This window comes from Mesorhizobium sp. WSM2561, assembly GCF_000513915.1.
Taxonomy (GTDB): domain Bacteria; phylum Pseudomonadota; class Alphaproteobacteria; order Rhizobiales; family Rhizobiaceae; genus Mesorhizobium; species Mesorhizobium muleiense.
The window spans coordinates 1-21,703 of record NZ_AZUX01000065.1 but is presented as its reverse complement, the minus strand read 5'-3'; the positions used below and the strand labels follow the sequence as shown (position 1 = coordinate 21,703).

General features: G+C 60.8%; 23 protein-coding genes and 5 pseudogenes. 8 read left to right on the top strand and 20 right to left on the bottom strand.

The genetic code is table 11. From position 1 onward, the window contains the following. From M727_RS42775 to M727_RS0130915, 6 genes and pseudogenes are all read right to left on the bottom strand, one after another. Positions 1-415 (bottom strand): annotated as a pseudogene (locus tag M727_RS42775) (hypothetical protein); the annotation flags it as partial. Positions 416-420: 5 nt separating this feature from the next. Then, a complete protein-coding gene (locus M727_RS0130935) occupies positions 421-747 on the bottom strand; it encodes a DUF736 domain-containing protein (RefSeq protein WP_027155816.1) in 327 nt (108 codons plus the stop codon). A gap of 35 nt (positions 748-782) precedes the next feature. After that, positions 783-1,343 carry a S26 family signal peptidase gene (locus M727_RS0130930; protein ID WP_027155815.1) on the bottom strand — a complete coding sequence of 187 codons (561 nt, stop codon included), beginning with the start codon at positions 1,341-1,343 and terminating at the stop codon, positions 783-785. After that, on the bottom strand, positions 1,340-1,804 hold the full coding sequence (locus tag M727_RS0130925) for a DUF2840 domain-containing protein (RefSeq protein WP_027155814.1): 465 nt from the start codon (positions 1,802-1,804) through the stop codon (positions 1,340-1,342). The genes M727_RS0130930 and M727_RS0130925 overlap by 4 nt, the downstream gene beginning before the upstream one ends. Before the next feature lie 298 nt (positions 1,805-2,102). Continuing rightward, a complete protein-coding gene (locus tag M727_RS38300) occupies positions 2,103-2,969 on the bottom strand; it encodes a replication initiator protein A (RefSeq protein WP_036264085.1) in 867 nt (288 codons plus the stop codon). A 24-nt stretch (positions 2,970-2,993) separates the two neighbouring features. Beyond that, positions 2,994-3,275 (bottom strand): helix-turn-helix domain-containing protein, encoded by a 282-nt coding sequence (locus tag M727_RS0130915; protein WP_027155813.1) that lies wholly within the window; start codon positions 3,273-3,275, stop codon positions 2,994-2,996. A 232-nt stretch (positions 3,276-3,507) separates the two neighbouring features. Between M727_RS0130915 and M727_RS0130910 the strand changes: the two genes are divergently transcribed. After that, positions 3,508-3,807, top strand: coding sequence for a hypothetical protein (locus M727_RS0130910; protein WP_027155812.1), 300 nt, complete (start codon positions 3,508-3,510; stop codon positions 3,805-3,807). On the opposite strand, the gene M727_RS38295 is transcribed toward M727_RS0130910, so the two are convergent. The 3 genes from M727_RS38295 to M727_RS0130895 all read right to left on the bottom strand — a co-directional run bounded on the left by M727_RS38295 (position 3,802) and on the right by M727_RS0130895 (position 5,003). Beyond that, the gene (locus tag M727_RS38295; RefSeq protein ID WP_051505820.1) at positions 3,802-4,314 is read right to left on the bottom strand and encodes a DUF2285 domain-containing protein; all 513 of its coding nucleotides are present in this window, start codon (positions 4,312-4,314) and stop codon (positions 3,802-3,804) included. The genes M727_RS0130910 and M727_RS38295 overlap by 6 nt on opposite strands. 70 nt (positions 4,315-4,384) lie before the next feature. Beyond that, a complete protein-coding gene (locus tag M727_RS0130900; protein ID WP_280944196.1) occupies positions 4,385-4,594 on the bottom strand; it encodes a DUF6499 domain-containing protein in 210 nt (69 codons plus the stop codon). 130 nt (positions 4,595-4,724) lie between these two features. Beyond that, positions 4,725-5,003, bottom strand: a complete 279-nt coding sequence (locus M727_RS0130895; RefSeq protein WP_027155810.1) for a DUF2285 domain-containing protein — start codon at positions 5,001-5,003, stop codon at positions 4,725-4,727. 90 nt (positions 5,004-5,093) lie between these two features. On the opposite strand from M727_RS0130895, the gene M727_RS40935 reads away from it, so the two are divergent. Further along, complete coding sequence (locus M727_RS40935) at positions 5,094-5,441, top strand: helix-turn-helix transcriptional regulator (RefSeq protein ID WP_348627193.1); 348 nt, start codon at positions 5,094-5,096, stop codon at positions 5,439-5,441. Between the two features lie 190 nt (positions 5,442-5,631). On the opposite strand, the gene M727_RS0130885 is transcribed toward M727_RS40935, so the two are convergent. Continuing rightward, complete coding sequence (locus M727_RS0130885; protein WP_051505821.1) at positions 5,632-6,837, bottom strand: hypothetical protein; 1,206 nt, start codon at positions 6,835-6,837, stop codon at positions 5,632-5,634. 422 nt (positions 6,838-7,259) lie between these two features. Here M727_RS0130885 and M727_RS38290 point away from each other — a divergent pair, with 422 nt between their 5' ends. Beyond that, entirely contained in the window at positions 7,260-7,793 is a 534-nt protein-coding gene (locus M727_RS38290; protein ID WP_084646979.1) for a MucR family transcriptional regulator, read from the top strand. 96 nt (positions 7,794-7,889) lie between these two features. Here M727_RS38290 and M727_RS0130875 read toward each other — a convergent pair whose 3' ends face one another. From M727_RS0130875 to M727_RS0130855, 4 genes and pseudogenes are all read right to left on the bottom strand, one after another. Next, positions 7,890-8,201, bottom strand: a complete 312-nt coding sequence (locus tag M727_RS0130875; protein ID WP_027155807.1) for a DUF736 domain-containing protein — start codon at positions 8,199-8,201, stop codon at positions 7,890-7,892. 741 nt (positions 8,202-8,942) lie between these two features. Beyond that, a pseudogene (locus M727_RS38285) lies at positions 8,943-9,209 on the bottom strand (transposase); the annotation flags it as partial. Between the two features lie 647 nt (positions 9,210-9,856). After that, positions 9,857-10,888, bottom strand: a complete 1,032-nt coding sequence (locus M727_RS0130860; RefSeq protein WP_027155805.1) for a LacI family DNA-binding transcriptional regulator — start codon at positions 10,886-10,888, stop codon at positions 9,857-9,859. A 348-nt stretch (positions 10,889-11,236) separates the two neighbouring features. Beyond that, the gene (locus M727_RS0130855; protein WP_156941705.1) at positions 11,237-11,929 is read right to left on the bottom strand and encodes an OmpW family protein; all 693 of its coding nucleotides are present in this window, start codon (positions 11,927-11,929) and stop codon (positions 11,237-11,239) included. A gap of 896 nt (positions 11,930-12,825) precedes the next feature. Between M727_RS0130855 and M727_RS0130845 the strand changes: the two genes are divergently transcribed. Further along, positions 12,826-14,478 (top strand): MFS transporter, encoded by a 1,653-nt coding sequence (locus tag M727_RS0130845; protein ID WP_036264087.1) that lies wholly within the window; start codon positions 12,826-12,828, stop codon positions 14,476-14,478. A gap of 164 nt (positions 14,479-14,642) precedes the next feature. Further along, complete coding sequence (locus M727_RS0130840) at positions 14,643-14,861, top strand: hypothetical protein (protein WP_027155802.1); 219 nt, start codon at positions 14,643-14,645, stop codon at positions 14,859-14,861. 2 nt (positions 14,862-14,863) lie between these two features. On the opposite strand, the gene M727_RS0130835 is transcribed toward M727_RS0130840, so the two are convergent. Next, entirely contained in the window at positions 14,864-15,166 is a 303-nt protein-coding gene (locus M727_RS0130835) for a DUF982 domain-containing protein (RefSeq protein ID WP_027155801.1), read from the bottom strand. Positions 15,167-15,941: 775 nt separating this feature from the next. Here M727_RS0130835 and M727_RS43450 point away from each other — a divergent pair. Beyond that, a pseudogene (locus tag M727_RS43450) lies at positions 15,942-16,435 on the top strand (hypothetical protein); the annotation flags it as partial. Positions 16,436-16,440: 5 nt separating this feature from the next. On the opposite strand, the pseudogene M727_RS43445 reads toward M727_RS43450, so the two are convergent. The 3 genes and pseudogenes from M727_RS43445 to panB form a co-directional block, all read right to left on the bottom strand. Continuing rightward, positions 16,441-16,739 (bottom strand): annotated as a pseudogene (locus M727_RS43445) (3-oxoacyl-[acyl-carrier-protein] synthase III C-terminal domain-containing protein); the annotation flags it as partial. 208 nt (positions 16,740-16,947) lie between these two features. Then, positions 16,948-17,829 (bottom strand): pantoate--beta-alanine ligase, encoded by an 882-nt coding sequence (panC, locus tag M727_RS0130825; protein WP_027155799.1) that lies wholly within the window; start codon positions 17,827-17,829, stop codon positions 16,948-16,950. Further along, positions 17,826-18,671, bottom strand: coding sequence for a 3-methyl-2-oxobutanoate hydroxymethyltransferase (gene panB / locus M727_RS0130820; RefSeq protein ID WP_027155798.1), 846 nt, complete (start codon positions 18,669-18,671; stop codon positions 17,826-17,828). The genes panC and panB overlap by 4 nt, the downstream gene beginning before the upstream one ends. A 426-nt stretch (positions 18,672-19,097) precedes the next feature. On the opposite strand from panB, the gene queC reads away from it, so the two are divergent. Next, positions 19,098-19,808, top strand: coding sequence for a 7-cyano-7-deazaguanine synthase QueC (gene queC, locus M727_RS0130815; protein WP_027155797.1), 711 nt, complete (start codon positions 19,098-19,100; stop codon positions 19,806-19,808). An 87-nt stretch (positions 19,809-19,895) separates the two neighbouring features. On the opposite strand, the pseudogene M727_RS38280 reads toward queC, so the two are convergent. Continuing rightward, positions 19,896-20,355: pseudogene (locus M727_RS38280) on the bottom strand (LLM class flavin-dependent oxidoreductase); the annotation flags it as partial. 267 nt (positions 20,356-20,622) lie between these two features. On the opposite strand from M727_RS38280, the gene M727_RS42035 reads away from it, so the two are divergent. Beyond that, complete coding sequence (locus tag M727_RS42035; RefSeq protein WP_156941704.1) at positions 20,623-20,778, top strand: hypothetical protein; 156 nt, start codon at positions 20,623-20,625, stop codon at positions 20,776-20,778. Positions 20,779-20,839: 61 nt separating this feature from the next. Here M727_RS42035 and M727_RS0130800 read toward each other — a convergent pair. Next, positions 20,840-21,703, bottom strand: an 864-nt coding sequence (locus M727_RS0130800; RefSeq protein WP_027155796.1) for an aldehyde dehydrogenase family protein, incomplete at its 5' end; no start/stop codon positions are given.

Below are 21,703 nucleotides of genomic sequence, written 5' to 3'. Positions count from 1 at the left end.
CCTCACAGACGTAAGCGGACCAGTTTTCATTCTTTGCGATTGTTGTCCCGGCGCACGATTTTGGCACCGGTTGCGACGGCGCTTCCGCTGCGCCGGCCGCAGAACCAAGCATGAGCAACGCGGCTGAGAACATCGCCACGCATTGGCGATTGGTGACGCGCGCACCACCATCCCGACGTGCCAAAAGCCTGCCATCGTGCTCGCTTCGGGCAAGGGCAAGGCTTCGCCGGCCGATCATGCTTCTCATGCATGACAGCGCAAATAGCACTTCAGTCGATGGAGAAGCGTTCGGCCGCCCTTGACCTTCGCTGCGCGCGACGGCCGCCTGACAGGCGGTCGGGTCGAAGGGTTTGACCGGCATTCGATCGATCAAAGGGTTTGCCTGGGCAAGATCGATAATTCGCGATCGAAACATCGAAGTTAGGCTCGCTCTTCGCGCTTCGACGGCCGGCTCCAGTGCAGATTCCAGACGTCCTTTTCGGTGGCGACCTGGAAGAGGTTGGCGCGGATCGGCTGCGTGAACGACGGATCGTCGATGAGCACCGAGAGATAGGCGCCTGCCTTCTCGCCGGTGCGGTCCCAAGCCGCCCCGATCTCGACGCCATCGCAATAGATGCGGTGTTCGGGGGCATTTTCCGCGTCCGACTTCTCGACAGGCAAGATGGCGAGCTTGGCGTCAATCGTCAGCGTGCAGATATTGCCGAAGAAGCCGTCATTGTTCCGAGTGAAGGTGCCGATCTGACTCATGCGGATTGTCCTTTCGTGGTGATAGAAGCGAGCCGTCACGGCTCGCCGGGAGCCGGTTCGCCGGAAGCATCCGGCGCCGGAGATGTGCGGTCGATGATCCAGATGGGGACCGCGCGGCCGACGATGGTGGTGATTGGGAGTGGGCCGAAATAGCGGCTGTCAAAACTGTCGGCCGCATCCCAGTTCATGAGGAACACTTCGCCGTCGGCAAGCACATGGCAGCCGCGCCAAGCAGGCAGCGGCCGGCCGCGACTGTCGCGCTCGAGCGCGCTGCCGTAGATCTTGCCGTGCGCGATGATGGCCGCCCCACGGCGGCAAACCATTTGTCCGCCGCGCGCCAGGATGTGCTTCAACAGCGGTACGCCGCGCGGCAGATGTCGCCGCTCGGCCAGCAAGCCGGCCAGCGCTTCGGATGGCATAACGACTGCGAGGTCGCCGACCTTAGGCGTGCCACCTTGCTTGATGCGATATAGTCCGATCGGAACGCTTGCCGACGCGTTCCAGATCAGCCACGGAGTAGGTCCGCTTAACGCCGGCGCGACGATCAATGCCGCGCCCGCAAGCATTCCCCCGATGATTTTGCCGCGGGCGCTCATGGCTCAATCCGCCGGCGCAGCAGCCACGCTTCATGCCGCTGCCGTGTGTAAGGCCTGGGGCTTTCGCGTGCGACAAGGCGACTGTGGACGTGACGCCAATACTCCGGCGAGACGTCTATCGCGTCGATGCCGAGTGCCTCGACGGCATCGATGATCTCCAGCACCCTCTCAACCTTCGGCCATCCGATGGCGGTGAGCAGGATGTCGGCGCCCGGCCGCACATGGGCGACGGTCGAGCAGCGCTTGCCTGTGCCGACGGCGCGCAGAATGTCGATGCGCGAGGCGACGGTGCCAAAGTCATTCGCCGCCCAGCGGACGAAGGCGAAGATGCTACCGGGCGCGAAGGCGACGACGCGGCGGGTCCTGTCAACGATCCTGTTCTCGACGGCTTTGCCGAAGCGGATGTAGTTCTCGATCCGCTTCTTCAGCCAGAGCAGCTCGACATAGGTTAGTTCGCTCATGCCGTCCTCCCCTGCAGGAGGTGGGCAGCCGCAACGGCCTGCCACCCCGTTGAAGGAGCGGCTGGCTCGGGGTTGATATCTCTGCAGACGATCCGGAGAGCGCATCGCCAACATCGTCCACAGTCTTCCGGAACCGAGCGTTCCGTTAGAAAGAATCCGAAGGATTCCGGGTTAGATAAGTTAGAGGCGCGAATTCGGCTTTCGCTTCCATGGGTTGATTGCGATCTAGGTTCCTGAAATGACGGGGATCGGGTTCCCGAAATCCCGTGTCTTCGGGTTCCTGAAGTGACGAGTTGATTCACAGCTTGTCCTCCGCGGCCCTGGCCTTGCCGAAGCGGTTGAAAAGGTCGGGATGGCAGGCCTTGAAAGTGAGAAGAGGTTCGCCGGCCTTCGTGATGCCCAGCGTCAGGCGATACCCCGGCAAGGATTGCCGGCGAACGATGCCACGAACCTCGAAGGCAAAGCGCTTGTAGGCAGACAGGCTGCCGGATTTTGCGTGGAGATGGTGCAGGTCGAATGACCAACCATGCGCCTGCCGGCCGCCATGTTTTCGCACGAGACGATAGAGCCAGCGCTCGATGCCGCCTGTCAGGTCGAAATAGGCACGGTCGATGGTGAGCACGAAGGCGTCGCCCATGATGCCGGAATAGAACCAGTCGGGCAGGACAAGCTCGATACCAAGCGGTCGAGCGCGATGGTCGGCCCGCTCCTTCCATTCGTTGATCCAGGAGAAGCGGTGCATGCGCCGCTCGGTAGGTTGGCGGATCGAGGTGGCGACGGTGGTCGACTGGAGGCGGTCGAGCGCTGCCTTGAGCAGCAGGTACTCACGGGCTGACGTGCCGCGACCGATGAAGGTCAGGATTTCGTGCGGCGTCGCCGCCATCATGCGCGAGGTTCGCAGCCCATTGTCTCGGGCATCGACGATCTGAGAGGCGGCCCAAATCAGGATGTCGGCATCCCAGATGGTCGCCATTCCGTGCTCGGCGGTCGCCTCGACACGGATGGCGATCTCGCCCATGCGAAAGTCGATCGGGGTGACGCGCCGCGATTTGGCGAGCGAGAAGAATGGCCAGGCCATCAGGTCCTGTGCGTCGCGCAAGGCCATCTTGCCGGGGCGCGCATGAAACAGCGCTATCGGCTCCAGATCTGTCGGGGGTCGCCGCATGTCCCTATACCGCAGCTGGAAGGCTCAGCGCTGCTTGCCTGCAAAGGCCGGCGCGCGGGCCGCATGCGGCTTGGCGGGCGGCACGTAGGTGGCGTTTGTATCGCTGGTGGAGGTGCGGGTGCCGAGCTCGATCCAGGCATGCAGGTCGTCTATGTCATAGAGAACACGGCCGCCGACCTTGCGGTATTTGGGGCCGGTGCCGTAGGTCCGGTGTTTTTCCAGTGTCCGGGCGCAGAGGCCAACGATAGGCGCGGCCTCCTTGGTCCGAAGATATTTGTGGGGCGCGTCCGCGGGACCCTTCGACATCGCTCGATCTCCATTCGGTTCTGCTGTCGTCCTGGCCTGCCGGGACGCGCGAAACGGACGATGGCCGAATTGAGAAAAAGGGAGGGAGGGCAAAGATCGGCGGGCGTGTTTTTGCTACCCCAGGCGCCCGGATCAGCGCCGACAATGGTCCCACGGCCGGCATACGTCTTAGGAGAGCGAGCTGGCGATGTAATGGGGGCTATGGGTTACCCGTGGTCAATACCAAGATCTGATGACCGACCTCAGCTCCGTGCTTTGGACTGTTGCTCACAAAAGAGGAAAGTCCATGCCACGTGTCAGCTACGGTCTCGCCGAAGATGATGACGGAAGGTGGCAATTGGCTTTTGATCCTGAAGAGCTACAAGCATGTATTGAGTTCATCCACTGTGACTCTTCTTCAAAGCCCGGGGAATGGATGTCGGTTGAGGATTTTCTGGCTTGGGCACCACGCAATCCTCTTAATCGAAAAGCGATCGATTGCTTCGTCGCGTTCTTGGCGAAGGCTATACTCATCCTGCGCCTGATCTCATGACTCCGAGCTGCGGTGGCGGCTTTGCGGATAGAGGAGAAGGTCCCGATAGCCGCCGGCCACCAGGCGGTCGGCCCGTCGCAGGATCGCCCGCACCTTGTGGCGCAGGTGATGGTCGCGCCAATCGCGCGCAGCGATGGGCTCGCAGGACAGCAGTTCCTCGGCGAGCCGGCGGTAAGGAGCCCGCTGGTGCCTTCCATCGAAGGTGCGGAGATTGAGAATGTGTCTCAGCCTGGTCTGTTGAGGCAGTGAGCCATACCGGGTGCCGAGCCGACGGCCATTCAGCGCCCGCCAGAGCCGGCGCGCGGCGTCCAGCCTGGTTTCGAAATTCTCGTCCAGCGGCAGGACAACAGCGTTGATGTCGAGCAGGTCTCCTGGTTCATTGGAGATGATGTGATGTGTCTCCGGAGCCGGCGGCCAGAGGACATGAACCCGCTCGGCTTCGGTCCAGCTTTGAGCTGTGCCGAGTTGTCGAAGGACAGGCTGCGAGGCACCCGCGAAAGCTGCCAACTTCGTCGCTTGAAGAACCCGAGGCGAGGCCTGTTCCGTCCAGACGATGTGTTCGGGTGAGAGACGCTGGTCAGCAGAGATTTTGAAATCGCGCGCCCCAACGTGCGGCGAATTCCAGCGAGCCGGCGAGTTCTCCTGTCGTCAGTGGACTTGATGCCAGCCGCTGACATTCGGCGGCAAAATCAGCGTTCCGGATCAGATACTCGGCGGCAAACTGATCGGCTTCGTAGCCGCGCATGTGCTCGTATGCCGCCGGATCGGTCCAATCGCTTTGCGACATGGCAACGGTCCTCATCCGGCCCGCGGTCTGCCGCGAGCTTCGTCATCAGCTTCCGAGGCAACAGCTGGTTTGGGTAGTCAGAGAGTCGGCAAACCGCCTTGCTCAATGAGCACAGCGCCGGATCAAATGCCTAGTGTGGTGCACCGCCGGCCAAGAGGTAGCGATAGCCATTGGTGGTCATCCATCGGGCGCGAGCGAGATGTGTTTCCCATGCTCGAAATGCCCGTTCCGGCTCTTTCGCGGGATCGATGTGCAGAACGATCCTGGCCACTTCGCGCCAGTCGGCGTTTTCGGCTGCTGCATCCAGCAGGCGAATGTAGGTGAGGAGATGCTCCTCGTCGTAGCCGGTCAGGATTGAGGCGTCTGGCGCGACGTCGGCGACATCAGGATCGAGAAGAGCTTTAAGCATGGCAATCTCGTACGCCGACACACTCCTCGATGTGCTGCCAAATCCTGATTTGGGCGCCTGGATGTGACACGGCCATCACCTCGATGCGTTATGACTGAACGCGATCAGATTAACAGATTTTCTGGTTATCCGATTTTCCATTTAATTGATCTGCCGGCTTCGTCAAGGACCGGCAAAATGCAAAAGACGCTTCGATCGCCAAGACATGTGCGTCTGGTCCAACTGATCGTTGAAAAGCGTAGGAAAGCCGGCCTGAGCCAGGCTGATTTGGCGAAAGCGCTGGATAGATATCAATCGGTGGTCGCGGCCATCGAGTCCGGTGGCCGGCGAATCGACGTTGTCGAATTTCTCGATCTGGCTGAAACGATAGGCTTCGATCCGCATGAGATATTGAGCGAGGTCGTGGCAGTTCAAAGCGGCAAGTCAAAGGATCGCTAAAGTCCGATTTGTCGTGTTCATGACCAGCCACGCATCGCAATCAGACTGCAGTCGCATCGCGAGCCGGGCAGAGCCCGGCGAGCGGCGCCGCCTGCCAGGCGCAACCGCGACAGCCGATCGCTGCCTCCCAGATCCGCGGCAATTGGTGATTGGCTGCGCGGCCGGATTTCGACCGCGCAGCATCGCGCGGTTAGACTGCCTTTTCGAGCAACGCCTTCGCCTTGCCTTCCAGCTCAAGCCGGCTGTCCTGATGGGATTTGGTACGCGCATGCGCAGTCATGCCCTGTACAAAATCGAAGATGCTTTCGGGTGGCCGGCCTTCCTCCTGCAAGACGGCCGCGATGATCTTGCCGGTTTCGGCCTTGGAGAAGCCTCGCTTGCGCAGGAAGGTTTCGCGGTCGTCATCGCTGCGGGCGACGATCTTCTCACGCGCGGCCTTGATGCCAGCGATAAACGGCGCCGGCGAGGAGTTGGCGAAACTGGTCAAGGCCGGTGCTGCCTCGTGGGCAAAACGCTGCGCGGCGAATTTCGAATGCCGGATGCTGATTTCCTCAAAGCCTTCGACGCCCCAAAGGTTGCGGTTCATGCAAACCGCGCGAAGGTAGAACGAGGCGATGCCAAGCGTCTTGCTGCCGACTTCGCTGTTCCAGCAATAAAATCCCCGGAAATACAAATCCGGCTCTCCGTTCGGCAGGCGCCCTGCCTCGATGGGGTGGGTGTCGTCGACCAGAAACAGGAACACGTCGCGGTCACTGGCGTAAAGCGTGGTGGTGTCCTTCGTGATGTCCACGAAGGGATTATGCGTCATGGTCGCCCAATCAAGCATCCCCGGCACCTTCCACATGGTGTCGCCGGTGCCATTGCCCGCGATCTTCATGACGGCTGCGACAAGCTCATGATCCCAGATACGGCCATAGTCTGGCCCGGTGACAGCGCGAAGCTCGATGCGTCCGTCCTCCGCCTCAAGGGTTTTCACAAGCTCGGCGCGATGACTGAGCAAGCCGTGCTGGAGATTGATGCCTGCCAGCGGTGCGGGAAGCTGACGCATGTAGGTTGCGGGTGCACCGACAAGGCTGCACAGTTGGCCGAAGCTCCAATGTGTGGGCGCGATCATCTGCTCCTGTCCAGGAACGATCAGCGAAAGCCGTTCGGCATTCTCGCGGCTTGCCTCGACGCGAACGGCGCGGCTCTCGACGGTGCGCGCGGTGGCACGATCCGCACGCGTGCGCACAGCATCATAGAGCTCGGTCAGCGAAAGATAGCGCTCATCATCGGGACGCGAGAACCATTCCGAGGAAACGCGCCCAATGCGCTCGCCGCGCGAAATGTCGACGCGAAAGCTGCCGGGAACGGGGGGCTGCTGGTTGTTGCTTGTACTGTTGGTGTTCGTGATCATGTTCATTGGTCACTCCTTTTTCAGTCGATGCCGAAGGCATGTCCTGCGGCATGCCTTCCGGGGGCGCGTGAGCGCGCGGGAGTGATGGGGGCCATTGCCGGCGCGCGGAGCCGGGCTGCACGGTCGAGCGGAGCGGATGGAATTGATCGCGGTGGTTGCCGATTGGTCGGCCGCTTTGCGAGCCGGCGGCCCTGCTCTGCACAGCCGGCAATGGCGGGGAAGCGAGGGGAAAGTCTCCTCGCTTCCCTTAAGGCAGTTGGCAGATTGTTCCGAGGCGACCAAAATAAATCGGAACGGGGTTCTGCCTGGAAGTGTCGCCTGCTTAGGGATTTGTGGAGCGAACAATCATTATTCGCTTGATCTATTGTACAAACCGCACAAGTAACATGCTGACGTAATTGAACCCCGAAGAAGGAAACTGCATGATCGCATCCGATGAGCAACAGGGCAAAACCGATCTCGTGTCGATTGCTGCCGATATTGTCTCCGCCTATGTGTCGAACAATCCATTGCCGGTGGCGGAGCTGCCGAAACTGATCGGCGATATCCATGTCGCTCTGCAGAACGTCGGCACACCCCTGGCCGAACCTGTGGTGAAACTGGAACCGGCCGTTTCGATCAGGAAGTCGGTGACGCCCGACTACATTATCTGCCTGGAAGACGGGAAGAATTTCAAATCGCTGAAACGGCATCTCAGCACGCACTACCATCTGAGCCCTGAGGAATACCGGCAAAAGTGGAGCCTGCCTGCCGACTATCCAATGGTGGCGCCGAACTACGCCGCCGCCCGCTCGGCGCTGGCGAAGGCAGCCGGGCTCGGCCGCAAGCTGGCGGCACCAGAAGCAGCCAAGGAGGAGAACCCGAAACGGATGCCTCGCGTCGCTGCAGCGACTGTGACAGCAGCACCTGCAAAATCGCCGGTCAAGAAAACGCGCAAAGTTGCCGCCAAGGCCTAGCCTGCCTCATCGAACTGGTTACAATCGAGCGGTGGCGGACTGAGCATGGTGAAGCCCCGGCGCGGCGCGCCGGGGTCCTTTTTTGTTAGGCCGCTTTCACTCGGCGGCGCGGCGGGACCAGATGAGCGAGAACTCGCCCTGGGTTTCGGTCTCGACCAGGCTCGCATAGATCGGAGCGGGGAAACTTGGATCGTCGAGTTTGACCGAGTGATAGTCACGTCCTTCGCGCGAGGTCTTCTTCCATGCCGCCCCGAATTCGGTGGCGCCGGCGAAGATGCGATAGTCCGGACCTTTTTCGTTGTCCCCTTCGGCGGGGACAAAATCGACGGTCTTGACGTTGAGGTTGAGGGTCTTGACGGAGCCCTTGAAGCCCTTTCCGGTGCTGGTGAAGATGCCGATCGTAGCCATTGCGGTGGTTCCTTCTGTTGATCGGGCCGCGCCCATCGCGGCCTCGATGGTGGTCGTGAGACCGAGGACGATCGATCCGCACCCCGAAGGGCTGAAACGAAGTGGAGGACGGCTGACGCTGGCTTTTTTGTTTCGCGATGCAAAGCCGGCCTCTTGGGCCGGCGGCGGAAAAAAACCAGCGTCGGACGTTGCGGGAAGACGATCGAGGCGAAGCCGGTCTTCGGTCAGACCCAATCCATTCGAGGACGCCGAGCGCGGCTTGCCAGCAGACGAAGAGGAACCGCTGCAATGGCTACGATCGATTCACACCGCAAAAGGGCTTGGATCAGTGCGGAGCCAATTCACGGCAAGGCAGGGATCACCTCTCCGCGGAATCTAATGGTGACAATGAAGTGTGCTGCCGCCATCCTCGCGCGCTTCAACCAGTGCTTGCCGGCATCGCCGAAGGTCACCGTGGCCGACAGGCGACGCTTCTCGCGCTGCTTTTCGTGCGCCGGCGACTGTCCTCTGCCATCGCGCGACGGTAGAGGCCAATGAACCAGCAGCGGGAGCTCTTGCGCCTGACGCGCCGGAGGCATACCGCCTCCGGCGCCATCCTTCGCCAGAACGGTAGGGATGAAAAATGGAGAGAATTCAGGAACGTCAACACACTCTTTCCACCGTCGAAAGAATTAAACCGGCCAAAGACAACAGGACAACGCTGCTTGCGGGTCGGTCGGCGAGATCAAGCGCGGTGTGCAGCTCTAGGAAGCTCGGGAAGTTGGAGCCCTTCCTGAGCTTGGGGATGCGCAGCTCGACGGTGCCGGCCCGCGTCTCCCAGTCTCTGTCGCGGTAGCCGTTGCGCTGAGCCGTGCGCAGCGGGTTCTTCTCGCCATAGCCGGCGCCGGTGGCCGCACCCACCTCCAGCTCCATCAGCCGCTCCGCGGCAAAGCCGATCATTTCGCGCAAGATATCGGCGTCGGGGGTCTTCTCCACGAGCGTGCGCAGGTTCATCATGTGGTCGGTCATCGGCCGTTCCTTCGAATCAGACTGGTGTCAGCAACCCGACCTTACCGGGGAACATCGATGACCACTGCTACGCCGCCTCGCTCGCTTCAGCGCTGTCGAGGGCGCGCTCGCGAGCGGCTTTGTCACGCTGAGCTACACCACTCAGCGGGGCACGACCTCATCGCGCACACGCTCGGGGTGAGCAACGGCAATCACAGAAGTTTCTCAATTCGCCAAGCGTGCCTGCCCGAGAGCGGAGCTCGTATGGGCAGGACTCCGGGCACAGCATCAGCCCAAACTGTCGAGATGTCGCTCTGATCCCCAGATTCGTAGACTGCCGCAGCGAACCGCATCGGACCCGTTCGAGCCGCATCGCCCCGCAACATATCCGCGACAGTCTTGGCGCCACCCGCTCATATTCTGAGTGTTGCGAGCGCGGCCGCTAGGCGCGGCGGCGTCATAACGCAAGCTAGACTGCTCGGCAATTCCGCCAAAGATCGGCGGACATCGACTTGAGAATCAACTTCGGCGGGAACCAGAGCCGTGCGTCCGAAGTGGGCTCAGGAACCACGGCTGGGCTCAGTGCGCCGAACTCGGCCTCAAGATTTGGCTGGTGACGGCTCCGTTTCGATACACGACCTGGCTACGTCTGCTAAATTATTTCATCTTCAAATATTTTCGGGGAGATAGATGTCGAACGGCAGAAATGTCTGTCCCGGCGTCTTCGCGCAGCCGGTTTCGATGGCCCGGGCCATCAGCGTCATCAGCTCCTGGCAAAGCCGGCGCAGTGGTGTGGCGACCGCCATCGTGATGATGCCATCCGCGAGCGCGGCCCGTGACTCCGGTGTGATCTCGTTGACGATGGCGACAATATCCCGCTCTTCGCCCTGTTTCCTGAGGGCCGAGATTGCGCCCTCCATGCGGCCGCCGGCCACATAAAAGCCGACAAGTTCGGGTTCCCGGTGAATCAGATCCAGTGTTGCCTCGTACGTGATCCGTCGCGTCCCGACGTTCATTGGGATGTCAAGCACCTCGAACGTCGGCGCGCTCTCACGAAAATAGGAGCGAAAGCCGATTTCGCGAAGCTCGTGAGCCTGGTAACGTTCACTGACGGCAAAGACCGCCACCTTACCCGGCCGTTTTGCGGCTTTGGAGAACATCCAGGCCGCTGTGCGCCCGACTTTGCGGTTGTTTAGGCCGACATAGCCCTCGCGTACGCCGGCGGCGAAATCGGAAAGCAGCGAAAAAACTGGGATTCCTTTCGCTTTGAGTTCTTCGACGGCTGCCGTGACCTTCGGATGGTCCGGCGCCACCATGGCGATCGCGTGGCAGTGGCCCCCGAGCTCCTGGAGAAGTGCGATCAGATCGCCCGGCACATGCGACGGCGCGAATTCGATAAGCGAAGTGCCGTGGAACGCCTGTGACGCGTTGACTGCCGCTTCGATTTCGCGCGCGAAGTCTTGGTAAAAATGCTGCGCCGGTTTTCTGAGGATAAAGCCAAGCTGATAGCGCGGCGGATCCGGCTGCGCGCGCCGCTCGACAAGGCCGGCCGCGTGATAGCCAATAGCATTGGCCGCCTCGTAGACCCGCAGCGCAGTCTGCTTGCGGACTGGATGACGGGCGTTCAGAACCCGGTCAACGGTTGCCACGCTGACGTTGGCTTCGCGGGCAAGATCGGCAATCGTTGGTCGCTTGGCCATCAATCCGATTCAGCAGACATTCTCAGGAGGAGGATACGTCGATGATGAAAGTTAATAAAATCCTTTCGCGCTTACATTGATGCCGCCGTCCGGGAACCTACGTCTTCCGCAATCGGGCGGCTGCGCCGAGAGCCCGTTTTGAAATTTCAGGATGAGCGTTTCTGCGGATGAAATTTGCGAGCATTGCGATGAGGATCGTGGGTGAGAGACGTCTATGCGCTGCGCGTAGTCGCGCACGAGGCGGAGCCGTCGGGTCATCGCGAACGCCGGCGCAGTGGCCCGTGCGCATCAGGCGACCACGAGCTTGGCGGCACCAATTGGACGTGGTGCCGCCTTGGATTTGAATTGTCAGAAGCGGTAGGTGACGCCTGTGCCGATCAGCCAAGGATTGAGCTTGGCTTTGCCCGTGACGTTCGTGCCGCCGACCACTGCGTCAAATTTCGGCTCGAGAAACAGCTTCTTGACGTCGAAATTGATGCCCCAATGCTGATCTAGGGTGTAGTCGAATCCGACCTGCACAGCGCCGCCGAATGTGTTCTTGACGTCGAGAGCGTCGGCGCTGCCAGTCTCCTGGTTATAAAAGACCGTGTAGTTTACGCCTGCGCCGACGTAGGGCTTGAAAGCACCGAAATGGGTGAAGTGGTATTGCAGCGTGAGGGTCGGCGGCAGCACCCAAGTCTTGCCGATCTTGGCCAGCCCACCGATCGTTCCCTCGCCGTAGATATTGGCGTAGGTAGTGCCGAGTATGAGTTCAGCGGCGAGATTGTCGGTGAAGTAGTAAGTAACGTCAAATTCCGGAATCACGGTATCCGAATAAGAGAGGCTGGAGCCCGGAATTCCGTTGACGTTACCCTTATCGTCCGTGATCACCCCCAGCCCACGCAGGCGAACTTGCCAAGGGCTAGGTTCGACCACGTGGACCGTGTCCTTCTGCGTCACACCCACGAATTGTGCATCCGCGGCCGCCGCCTGCTGCAATCCTGTCACCACAAGCGCAATGCCGAGTGTGATTCCGCGTCCCGGCCTTATCCAGTCTCTCATCATGCTCTCCTTGAAATCAGAAATTCGGGTGCGCGGCAGCAATGTCAGCCGTGACAAGACGCTCGGTTGATCTAGATCAATGGTGGGATGAAATTAATTGAAGTGGCACATTTCTTAATAAAACTGTCATGTGATCACCCGGCGCCGGCAGCAAGGCGAGGCATAAGTTTAAAAGATTGAACAGCCCTGTTGCGCGGCAAGCAGTCGCCAGGGGCGCAGACTTGGAATCTGGCATATCGCGATCTGGGCCGAGCCCAGCCCGATGCCTTTGAGGCGGTTCCTTTCACCCGCTGGGTGACGCTTCCGACTACCCACATCGTCGGCGGCCTGTGGTATGAATCTGCCGTGATCCCGTGACCAAATCACGGAGTTGAGACATGACCGTCAGCAGCCGCGACAGCCCTGCCCGATAAGCGTCTGGCCCGTCGACCGCGATGGTTGCTGGACCAGATGTCAGCTGCGCCGGGCAGCCAATCCCGGCGGTCTGCGGCGACTGGGCCACGACCAAGGCGGCCTACCGCTTCTTTGACAGCCCGCGTGTGACCAAACATAGCGTTCTCGCTGGCCGCGACCGCAGCGCGCGTTGCGGCCAGCGAAGCTCCGCTCCATGTCCTGCAGGACAGGACCGAATTACCGCGCGCAGCCGGACAAAATCGGCTTCAGCAAGACCATCGTCGCCGGGCGCTCCAAGGCCGGCAGATGGGCGCCGACTTATGCAGATCTTGATCGGATCATTCCTCCACAAGAAACATTCGTTTCGACCACGAGGGGGGTTCGGGCGAAAACATCTTGCGCCGTGTGGGAGGAAATGCACCTCATCCGGCTCCTGGGTGATGGCAATTGCGTGCCGGAACGCGAGTCAACAGAACCAGCAAACGGTTCAAGGTTCGAGGAAGATGAGCAAGCCGGCGTGCGCAGATGCGGATGTGGTAGCGCCAACAACGTTTGCGCCGCTCAAGAATCAGACGTTTAGATCGATTTGGCTGGCGACGCAGGTTTCCAGCCTCGGCTGGCTGATGCAGACTGTTGCGATCAGTTGGCTGATGGCAACGATCTCAAAGTCCGATCTGAACGTGGCGCTGGTGCAAGCGTCAACGACGCTGCCCGCGTTTTTCCTGTCTGTCTTTGCCGGCGCCATCGCCGATAATTTCAGCCGCCGCAAAGTCATGTTCGCTGGCTGGTGCGTGATCGCGCTGGCATCAGCGATGCTGGCTTGCCTCGTTGCGCTGGGACTTGTCGACCCCTGGATTGTCCTCGGATTAAGCTTTTTAGCGGGATGCGGCGTGGCGTTCACCGACCCAGCGTGGCATGCCTCGGTTGGCGATGTTCTGCGCAAGAGCGATGTTCCAGCTGCCGTTACGCTAATATCGGTCGGATATAACGCTGTTCGCAGTATCGGCCCGGCGCTTGGCGGCTTCGTCGTTGCCTCTTTTGGATCTCTGACCGCCTTCGCCCTGGCGACGCTGAGCTATCTGGGCCTGCTGTGGACCATACAGCGGTGCAAGTGGAAGGTCCCCTCCTCGCCTCTCCCGCGCGAGTCAATGTCCACGGCCATCCATGACGGGGTGCGCTTTACGGCGATGTCTTCAGAGATCAAGGCAGCAATCGCACGCGGATCCCTTTTTGGGCTGGCCAGCATCGCCATACTGGCGTTGCTCCCTCTGGTTGCTCGCGATCAGTTGAGCGCAGGGCCAGTCGGCTATGGCATCCTGATGGCCGGCTTCGGCACCGGCGCCTTCGCCGCTGGTATCTCCAACAACGTCCTGCGGCGAACGCTATCTCAGGAGCGGCTGATCACGCTCGCTTGCATCGCCTGCGCGGCGTGTTCGCTCTCTCTTGCCCTGACCCCTTCCATTGCAGTGGCAGCTATTGCACTCGCGCTCGGCGGCGCGGGTTGGGTTGTCACTTGGACTGGACTTGACGTCAGCGTGCAATTGGCGAGCCCGCGGTGGGTCGTAGGTCGCACCTTGTCGGTCTATTATGCCTTTTCGTCGGGCGGCATCGCAGCCGGCAGCTGGCTGTGGGGCATGGTTGCTCAGAATTATTCCCTCAGCTGGGCACTTGAAGGCTCCGCTGGAGCTCTGTTGCTGGCCGCTGCAACCGGGTTCCTGTTGCCCATCCGCGAATGGAAAGAATCAGACCAAGCTCCCCGGGGATTCGATGCGCCGGAAGTCGCCCTCGATTTGAAGCCAAGAAGCGGCCCAATCGTCGTTAAGATCGACTACGTGATACCGGAGAAAAATGTCGAGGCTTTCCTTGAGCAGATGCGTGAACGGCGACGGGTGCAAAGTCGCGTCGGTGCTCGGCATTGGACCCTGCAGCGCGACCTTCAAGAACCTTGCCGTTGGACGGAGACTTTTCGCACGCCGACCTGGACGGACTACCTACGTCTGAATCATCGACTTACCGCCGCGGATAGGGAAATGGACGGGCGGCTGCTCGAATTGAATGCCACAGAGTTTGCCCCTCAAACGAAGCTTTCAATCGAACGACCGACCGGCCCGGCTCGCAAACGCCATCAACCGACGCCTTTTTTCTCCCGCCCTTGAGCGCTTCATATATGTGAGACGACAAGGGTTCTCCGAAGAGAAGCGATCGTAGGTCACGCGCAATTGGCGACAAACCAGCGGCGGGCGCGGCGCGTTGGTATCCACCACATAGCGGAGACGGCAGCTGTTGTGAGGCGAATGATCTCCCCGTCGCGACCACGATAATGGCCAAGAACGAAGCATCGACGCCGTGCCGCCTGTACGGCCACGTCAAGCACCGGATGCAGGGTAGGTGCCACAGCGCTGCGGGCGAGAGTTCCTACGGCGGCGCGAGCCATGCACCGTGCTCCAGCACAGCACTTACAGAGCATCCGGATGTTGAGCAGGCTGGCGCGATCGCTAGCGAGCACCTTGGTATGGCGCTCGCCAACGCCGCCGAATGAGCCTAGACTTGGATCTTTCCGCCGCCCGATGTGCAGGCAGCGATCCACCTCATCGCGGAGGTTGGGTCTATGAATATGCCTGCCCGTTCCGAAAAGCCGAGGAAGGCATTGCGCGCAGCGCTTACAGGTTTGCGCCCATCATGTGCATCATAGCACACCCGAAGGGCGGTCTCGTGAATCAGGTCTCTGCGGTCTTCCGGCCATTCGTCAAGAAATTCGATTGCATCCGCGAGGCTGGCAATCTCTTGCACGATGTATGTGGCACGCTTCACGAAGATGGAGGTGCTGAATGCTTCAGCGTTCATTCTTTTCTCTCAACCTGCTGCACGATTGTTGTGAAGAGGCCACCGCCTGGACGCCCGCCGACCATCGCAGACTATTCTGTCCGGGACATGACGGTTCACGAGGTAATTAAGCCCAGCTTGGCCAACTTGCCCTTCCATTTGGGGTGTGATCGGCAGCTGCGTGGAACTTGTGGTGCCTTGGTTGTCGCGCCGCCGGCATTGGCTGGAACCCGGCTTACAGATTCGACTTGCAGCGCGGGCAGCGGTGTAGGCAAGCCCTGATATTCCTCAGTCGCAACGCAGGATGCGCGCTTCAAGCGCGGCGGCCACAAAAGCACGCCGAGCGACAGCTGGATGAGCCTCACCCCAACAGTTGCAGACAGGCGTCCATTGCTATTTTCCTTTCTCGGTCTTGCGGCTGAAATCCCGCAGCAAGATTGTGGCGACGCTATTAACATCGAAGACGATCCGCTCTGCGCCATGCCGACCCACCTGAACGACGATTGGCCTCGCAAATCTCGGATGGCCAGCAGATAAGCCGCCGACACGTTTCTTCTGGGCAGCTGAGCGAGCCGCTCGCGAGCACGCCTCAGCAGCGCAGGAGCAAGCGGGCGCGAGAGCGGCTGGCCGTCCGTGTTCTCTCGGTAATGTCGGTTTGCCGCAGGCCAAGCTGATTGGGAGAACCACTGGTGGCGCATGGCTGCGCTGTTGACGCGCCGACCTGCGTGGCACAGGCTCTATTAAATCGATTATAGACCGCTTCATTTAGTGCAGCCATATCTAGCAAACAGGGAACATGGACGACCACGCAAAGGGGATCAGGAAACGCGGACCGGTGGGCAACGCCAACGACATCAAAGCGGACCTGATCGCCGTCGTTGTCGCTGTGAACGACTATGAGCCTCGCGTTCTCACAATCGGCCGGGCAAACGCGCTGCCCTCCGGTCCGTTCGAACTCGGCCATCTTTCCCTTCAGTCGGGACTCAGGTCATGGGTGGAAGAGCAGACCGGGCAGCCCCTGGGCTATATCGAGCAGCTCTACACCTTCGCCCGATCGCGATCGGGTCGGCACCGGGCAGCGTGTGATCTCGATCAGCTATCTCGCGCTCACTCGAGAAGAAGAGGCAACGCAGTCGGCCAGGCCGTTGGCAGAGATGGTACGACTATTTCCCCTGGGAGGACCACCGCTCCGGACCTCCATCGATGCTGGCGAAGGTTTTGCGACCGCGCCTGCTCAAGTGGGCGGAGAGCGCAGGCGACAATGGGACGCGCCGAGAACGCCGGCAGCGGCCGCCAACCACCAGCGCTCCCCCGGTGAGGTCTGCACCGGCTGCAGCCAGCAGCAGTTTCTCGCCCGTCCAAAAAGGTTTGGCGCGTGGGCGATTGACAGCGACAGCGGAATGGTTGCGGCTGACGAGTTGCCGGGCTTGTGGAGGAGCCTGCCCGCCAGGGCTTCCACGGTTCGCTGCAACTGTAGAAGACTGAAGACCGGCGGCATCAGTTCGAAGACTACGGGCCGGTATTTGATTTTGGAGCGCAGCCGCGCAATTCCCGTAGCCAGGATGCGGCGATGATCGGCGATCATCGATTCCCCCGCCACCGACGACAGAGCATCTGAAGACTGCCCGCCGGTCGTTTAACCCGGCAGATCCCCACCAACCCGGCACAACGCGGCGCCCAAATAGGTTCCAAACTCAACCTTTGAGGACTCACCTGCGCGCCATAAGAGTTGACAGGGCAACGTGCGGAGCGCCAAATAGAATGTCCACGATGCCGGAGCGTTCATGCCACGTCCTGTCGATTCAGGCAGCGGCTTGATGCACCACTTCAGGACGCGGCAACGCCACCTGGAGATTGTCGATTAGCCGTGTTTGGCCAAGCCAGGCAGCGACGAGCAGCCGCGCTGGTCGATCCAATCTGACGATCGACGCAAGGTCACTATCCGCGCGCAGTTCGAGATACTCGACCTTGGAGAAGCCTGCGGCAAGGATGGCCTCTTGGGCTTCACTTAGCACGCGCTTTATAAGTTGCCCGGAGCTCAGCCGCTCAGCAGTTTGGACCAGGATTTCAGCCAGCCGAGGCGCCCTGTTGCGCTCAGCCAAAGACAGGCGCGCGTTGCGCGACGACATTGCCAGGCCATCGGCTTCGCGCACCGTCGGGCCCGCGATGATCTCGATTGGGATATCGAGGTCACGGACAAGCTGGCGCACGACGTGAAGTTGCTGAAAATCCTTCTCGCCGAAAAAAGCCAGATCGGCCCCAGTCTGAAGAAGAAGCTTCGTGACCACCGTCGCCACGCCATCGAAGTGGCCGGGACGAAACGTGCCGCAAAGCCCCTCGCTCACACCGCCGACCGCAACTGTGGTCCCGAAGCCTTGCGGATATATGTCGGCTGCATCGGGAGCATAAAGAATATGGGCGCCAGCAGATGCGAGCTTGGCGGCGTCATCGTGTTCCGTGCGCGGATAGGCAGCCAGATCATCGGCATTGTTGAATTGCCTCGGGTTGACGAACAGCGTCACGATCACCCGATCAGCCTTGGCCAGCGCGGCCCGCACGAGGCTGAGATGACCCTCATGCAGGGCGCCCATGGTTGGCACAACGGCAATCTTTAGGCCCTCGCGGCGCCAAGCGGCAACGATGCTACGCAATTCGGAGACGATCCGGACGATCGCGGTGCTCATGCGGCTTCTCCTCCACTGACTGTGCCCGGCTCATGGCCGAAGACGTGATCGGCGCCCGGAAAGCAGCGCTCGCGCACCTCCTTTGCGTATGCCGCGATCGCTGCCTCGGCATCCTTTCCCAGCTCTGCATACCGTTTGACGAATCTTGGCCGAAAATCGCCAAACAAGCCCAGCATGTCATCGACAACCAGAATTTGACCGTCGCAGGCCGGCGATGCACCGATACCGATTGTGGGAATCGCAATTTCCTGTGTAATCAGCCGAGCAAGAGCTTCCGGTATCTTCTCGAGCACGACGGCGAACGCGCCAGCCTTGGCCACCGCCATTGCATCGCGCAGGATCCGTTCGGCATCCTCGCCTCGTCCCTGAATGTGATAACCGCCAAAGGCATTGACAGCCTGCGGCGTCAGTCCGACATGGCCCATTACGGGTATGCCGCGGGCGGTCACAGACCGGATTGTCTCCGCGACGCTTTCGCCGCCTTCGAGCTTGACCGCCGCCGCGCCGGTTTCGGCGATAACCAGGGCCGCATTGCGGAAGGCCTGCGCGGGGCTTTCCTCGTAAGAGCCAAAGGGCATGTCCACGACCATCAGAGCGCTATGAAGTCCGCGCCGCACCGCCTTGCCGTGCAGGATCATCATTTCGAGCGTAACGCCAACAGTAGATGACATGCCGTGCAACACCATCCCGACGCTGTCGCCGACCAGCACAACATCGCAATGCTCATCGACAAGCTTGGCGACGGGCGTCGTATAGGCAGTTAAGCAGACAAGTGGCGTCTTTCCCTTCCGCGCCGCAATGTCCGGCGGGGTCAATGCCCTCGATCCTCCGGTTGAGCTCACCAAGTCTCTCCTTCCCCTGCGTCAGCTGCGAAAGGAAGCATTTGCCACATTTTTGTGCAGTTGCGAAGAGAGAATTTGCAGCGCACAACAGTTTGCCAGCGACATTCGTCGTCAGGACCAATTTGGCGGTCCTGAATTCAAATTCTGCGCCACCAGGTCGGCAAGCCTCTCTATGTGAAAGCCGCTGCCCCCTCAGCCGCTGCATCCCTGACAGCAGACAGTCAACGACGATCGGGCGGGCAACGCGACCGTCGGCGTACTCCTCATTGACATCGGAACAACTCTGGTTATTTGTGGCGCGGGAAAGTGGATGGTGCGTGCTGTCCACTTCGCGGGTGGCGTCCGTTCCAGTGTAATCCGCCAAAATGTCTATCGGCACGTGAGCCGATCCGGTCGCAGCCTACCCGGTAAAAACAAGGAAGCCTGGTGAAAACTGTCGTTATCTGCTCCGGCGGACTGGATTCCGTCACGCTCGCCTACAAGGTCGCAGCCGAAAGAGCCCTCACCCGCCTCCTGTCGTTTGATTACGGTCAGCGCCATAAAAAGGAACTGGACTTTGCGCGCAGCTGCGCCGTGCGCCTTGGCGTGCCGCACGACGTCGTCGATATCACCGCGGTCGGCCGCCTGCTAACTGGATCGGCGCTGACCAGCGGCGGCCCGGTCCCCGAGGGGCACTATGCCGAAGACAGCATGCGCGTCACCGTCGTACCCAATCGCAACGCAATCATGCTGGCGGTGGCCTTTGGTGTAGCCGCGGCGGAACAGGCCGATGCCGTGGCGGCAGCAGTCCACGGCGGGGATCATTTCATCTACCCGGACTGCCGCCCGGCTTTTGTCGAAGCCTTCGAGGCCATGCAGCGCCACGCGCTGGAGGGGCTGGCGAGGATCGCCCTCTACGCGCCGTTCTTGCAATTGAGCAAAGCTGACATTGTCCGCGAAGGCGCACGACTGGGCGTGCCTTTTGCGGAAACCTGGTCGTGTTACCAGGGCGGGGCTCAACATTGTGGTCGTTGCGGCACCTGCGTCGAGCGGCGCGAGGCCTTTCACCTCGCTGCTCAAAACGATCCAACATCTTACGAAGACCCGGATTACTGGATCGAAGCTTGCCAGGAATACCAGGCAACGCAACGGCACTAGAGCGCGCAGTCATGTACACCATCGCCAAACGGTTTGCCTTTTCGGCCTCACATGTGATCGGGGGACTGCCGACAGATCACCCTTGCGGAAATGCTTGCCTTCATGCGCGACCGTCTCGCCGCGGGAATTCCTGAGTCACCTCGTAGCGCTCGGCATGCGACAGGAAGATGCTGTCGCCCTTGTTCTCGAGCGGGTCGCCGCCGGTGACGACATTGATCAGCAGCCGGCCATTGGAAATGCGGTCGAGCGTTGCCGTCATGCATGCGGCGAGTGTCGGCGACTGCAGGCCGGGCCGCACGGCGACGAGAAAGCGCAGCCTTTCGGTCTGCGGCGCCAGCGCCGATGCGATCACCCAGGAGTCCTCGCAGGACCGGCCTGTCGGCAAGAGGACGCCGTAGTAGCCGAGCGTATCGGCGGCCTTGGCCACCTGCGTCAGATAGGGCAGATCGACCGACCTGCCGCCTTCGGAGGTGCCGAGATATCGGCTGTCGCCATGAGTCAGCAAAAACCAAAGCACCTTGATGCGGTCAGGAACGTCGCGGGTCATGTGTCGTCTCGTGCTGTCGGTGACAATCGTCGGCGCGAACCGCCGCAGCTGCGAGCAGCGTTTGGCGAGGTGACTATCATCGCTATCCCCTGCAGCAAAATCGCCAACAAGATTGCTTAGTATATCAATTCTGTGAATTAGTTTTCCTAGCTATTGCGTTGCCGAGGGATTTTTTATCTCCCGGTCATGAATGGACGCGTCAGTCATCAGAGGCGACCGAGAGGCGTGATGCCCGCGCGCGACAGCATGGGACTCGTATAACAGGTCGTGCCTCTGCCGCATGGCACCAAGCGCGATCTGCTTGCCCTGGTCAAGAAACTGGTCGCCCTGGAGCGCGCCGCAGACGGAGCGGCGACGGAAACGGAAAACGGCGGGGCCTCGGTGGACATCAACTCGGCAAGGCTGGGTTTGTGTCACACCTAACCTTTGAAAACCTCGGCTCGGCGCCAGGCAAGCCACAAGCGATGCCCATCCGCCGGCCCCGCTAGAGACCGAGCCCGCCAATGCAGATATATTTCGTGTCGAGATAATCCTCGATGCCCTGATGTCCGCCTTCCTTGCCGACGCCCGATTCCTTGACGCCGCCGAACGGCGCTTCCGCTGTGGTGATCAGCCCTTCATTGACGCCGACCATGCCGTATTTCAGCCCTTCCATGACCCGGAAGGCGCGGCCGAGATCGCCGGTGTAGAAATAGCAGGCAAGGCCGAATTCGGTGTCGTTGGCGAGTGCCACGGCTTCCTCCTCGGTTTCGAACTTGAACACCGGCGCGACCGGGCCAAAAATCTCTTCCTTCATGAAGCGCATCTTCGGCGTGGCATTGGCGATCACCGTCGGCTGGAAGAACGAACCGCCGAGCGCATGGCGCTTGCCGCCGGCGACAACCTTGCCGCCCTTGGCGGTGGCGTCGGCGATCAGTTCCTCGACCTTCTCGACGGCCTTCTCGTCGATCAGCGGCCCCTGCTGCACGCCGTCATCGAGGCCGGAACCGACCTTCAGCCCGTCGCTGGCGGCGGCGAGCTTTTCGACGAACTTGTCGTAGACACCAGCCTGGACCAGGAAGCGGTTGGTGCAGACGCAGGTCTGGCCGGAATTGCGGTATTTGGCGGTGATCGCGCCGGCGACGGCGCGCTCGATATCGGCGTCGTCGAAGACCAGGAACGGCGCGTTGCCGCCNAGTTCCATCGACACCTTCTTGACGGTGACGGACGACTTCTGGATCAGNATCTTGCCGACCTCGGTCGAGCCGGTGAAGGTGATCTTCTTGACCAGCGGGTTGGCGCAGATCTCGTCGCCGATCTCGCCGGCGGCGCCGGTCAGGATGTTGATGACGCCCTTGGGGAAGCCGAC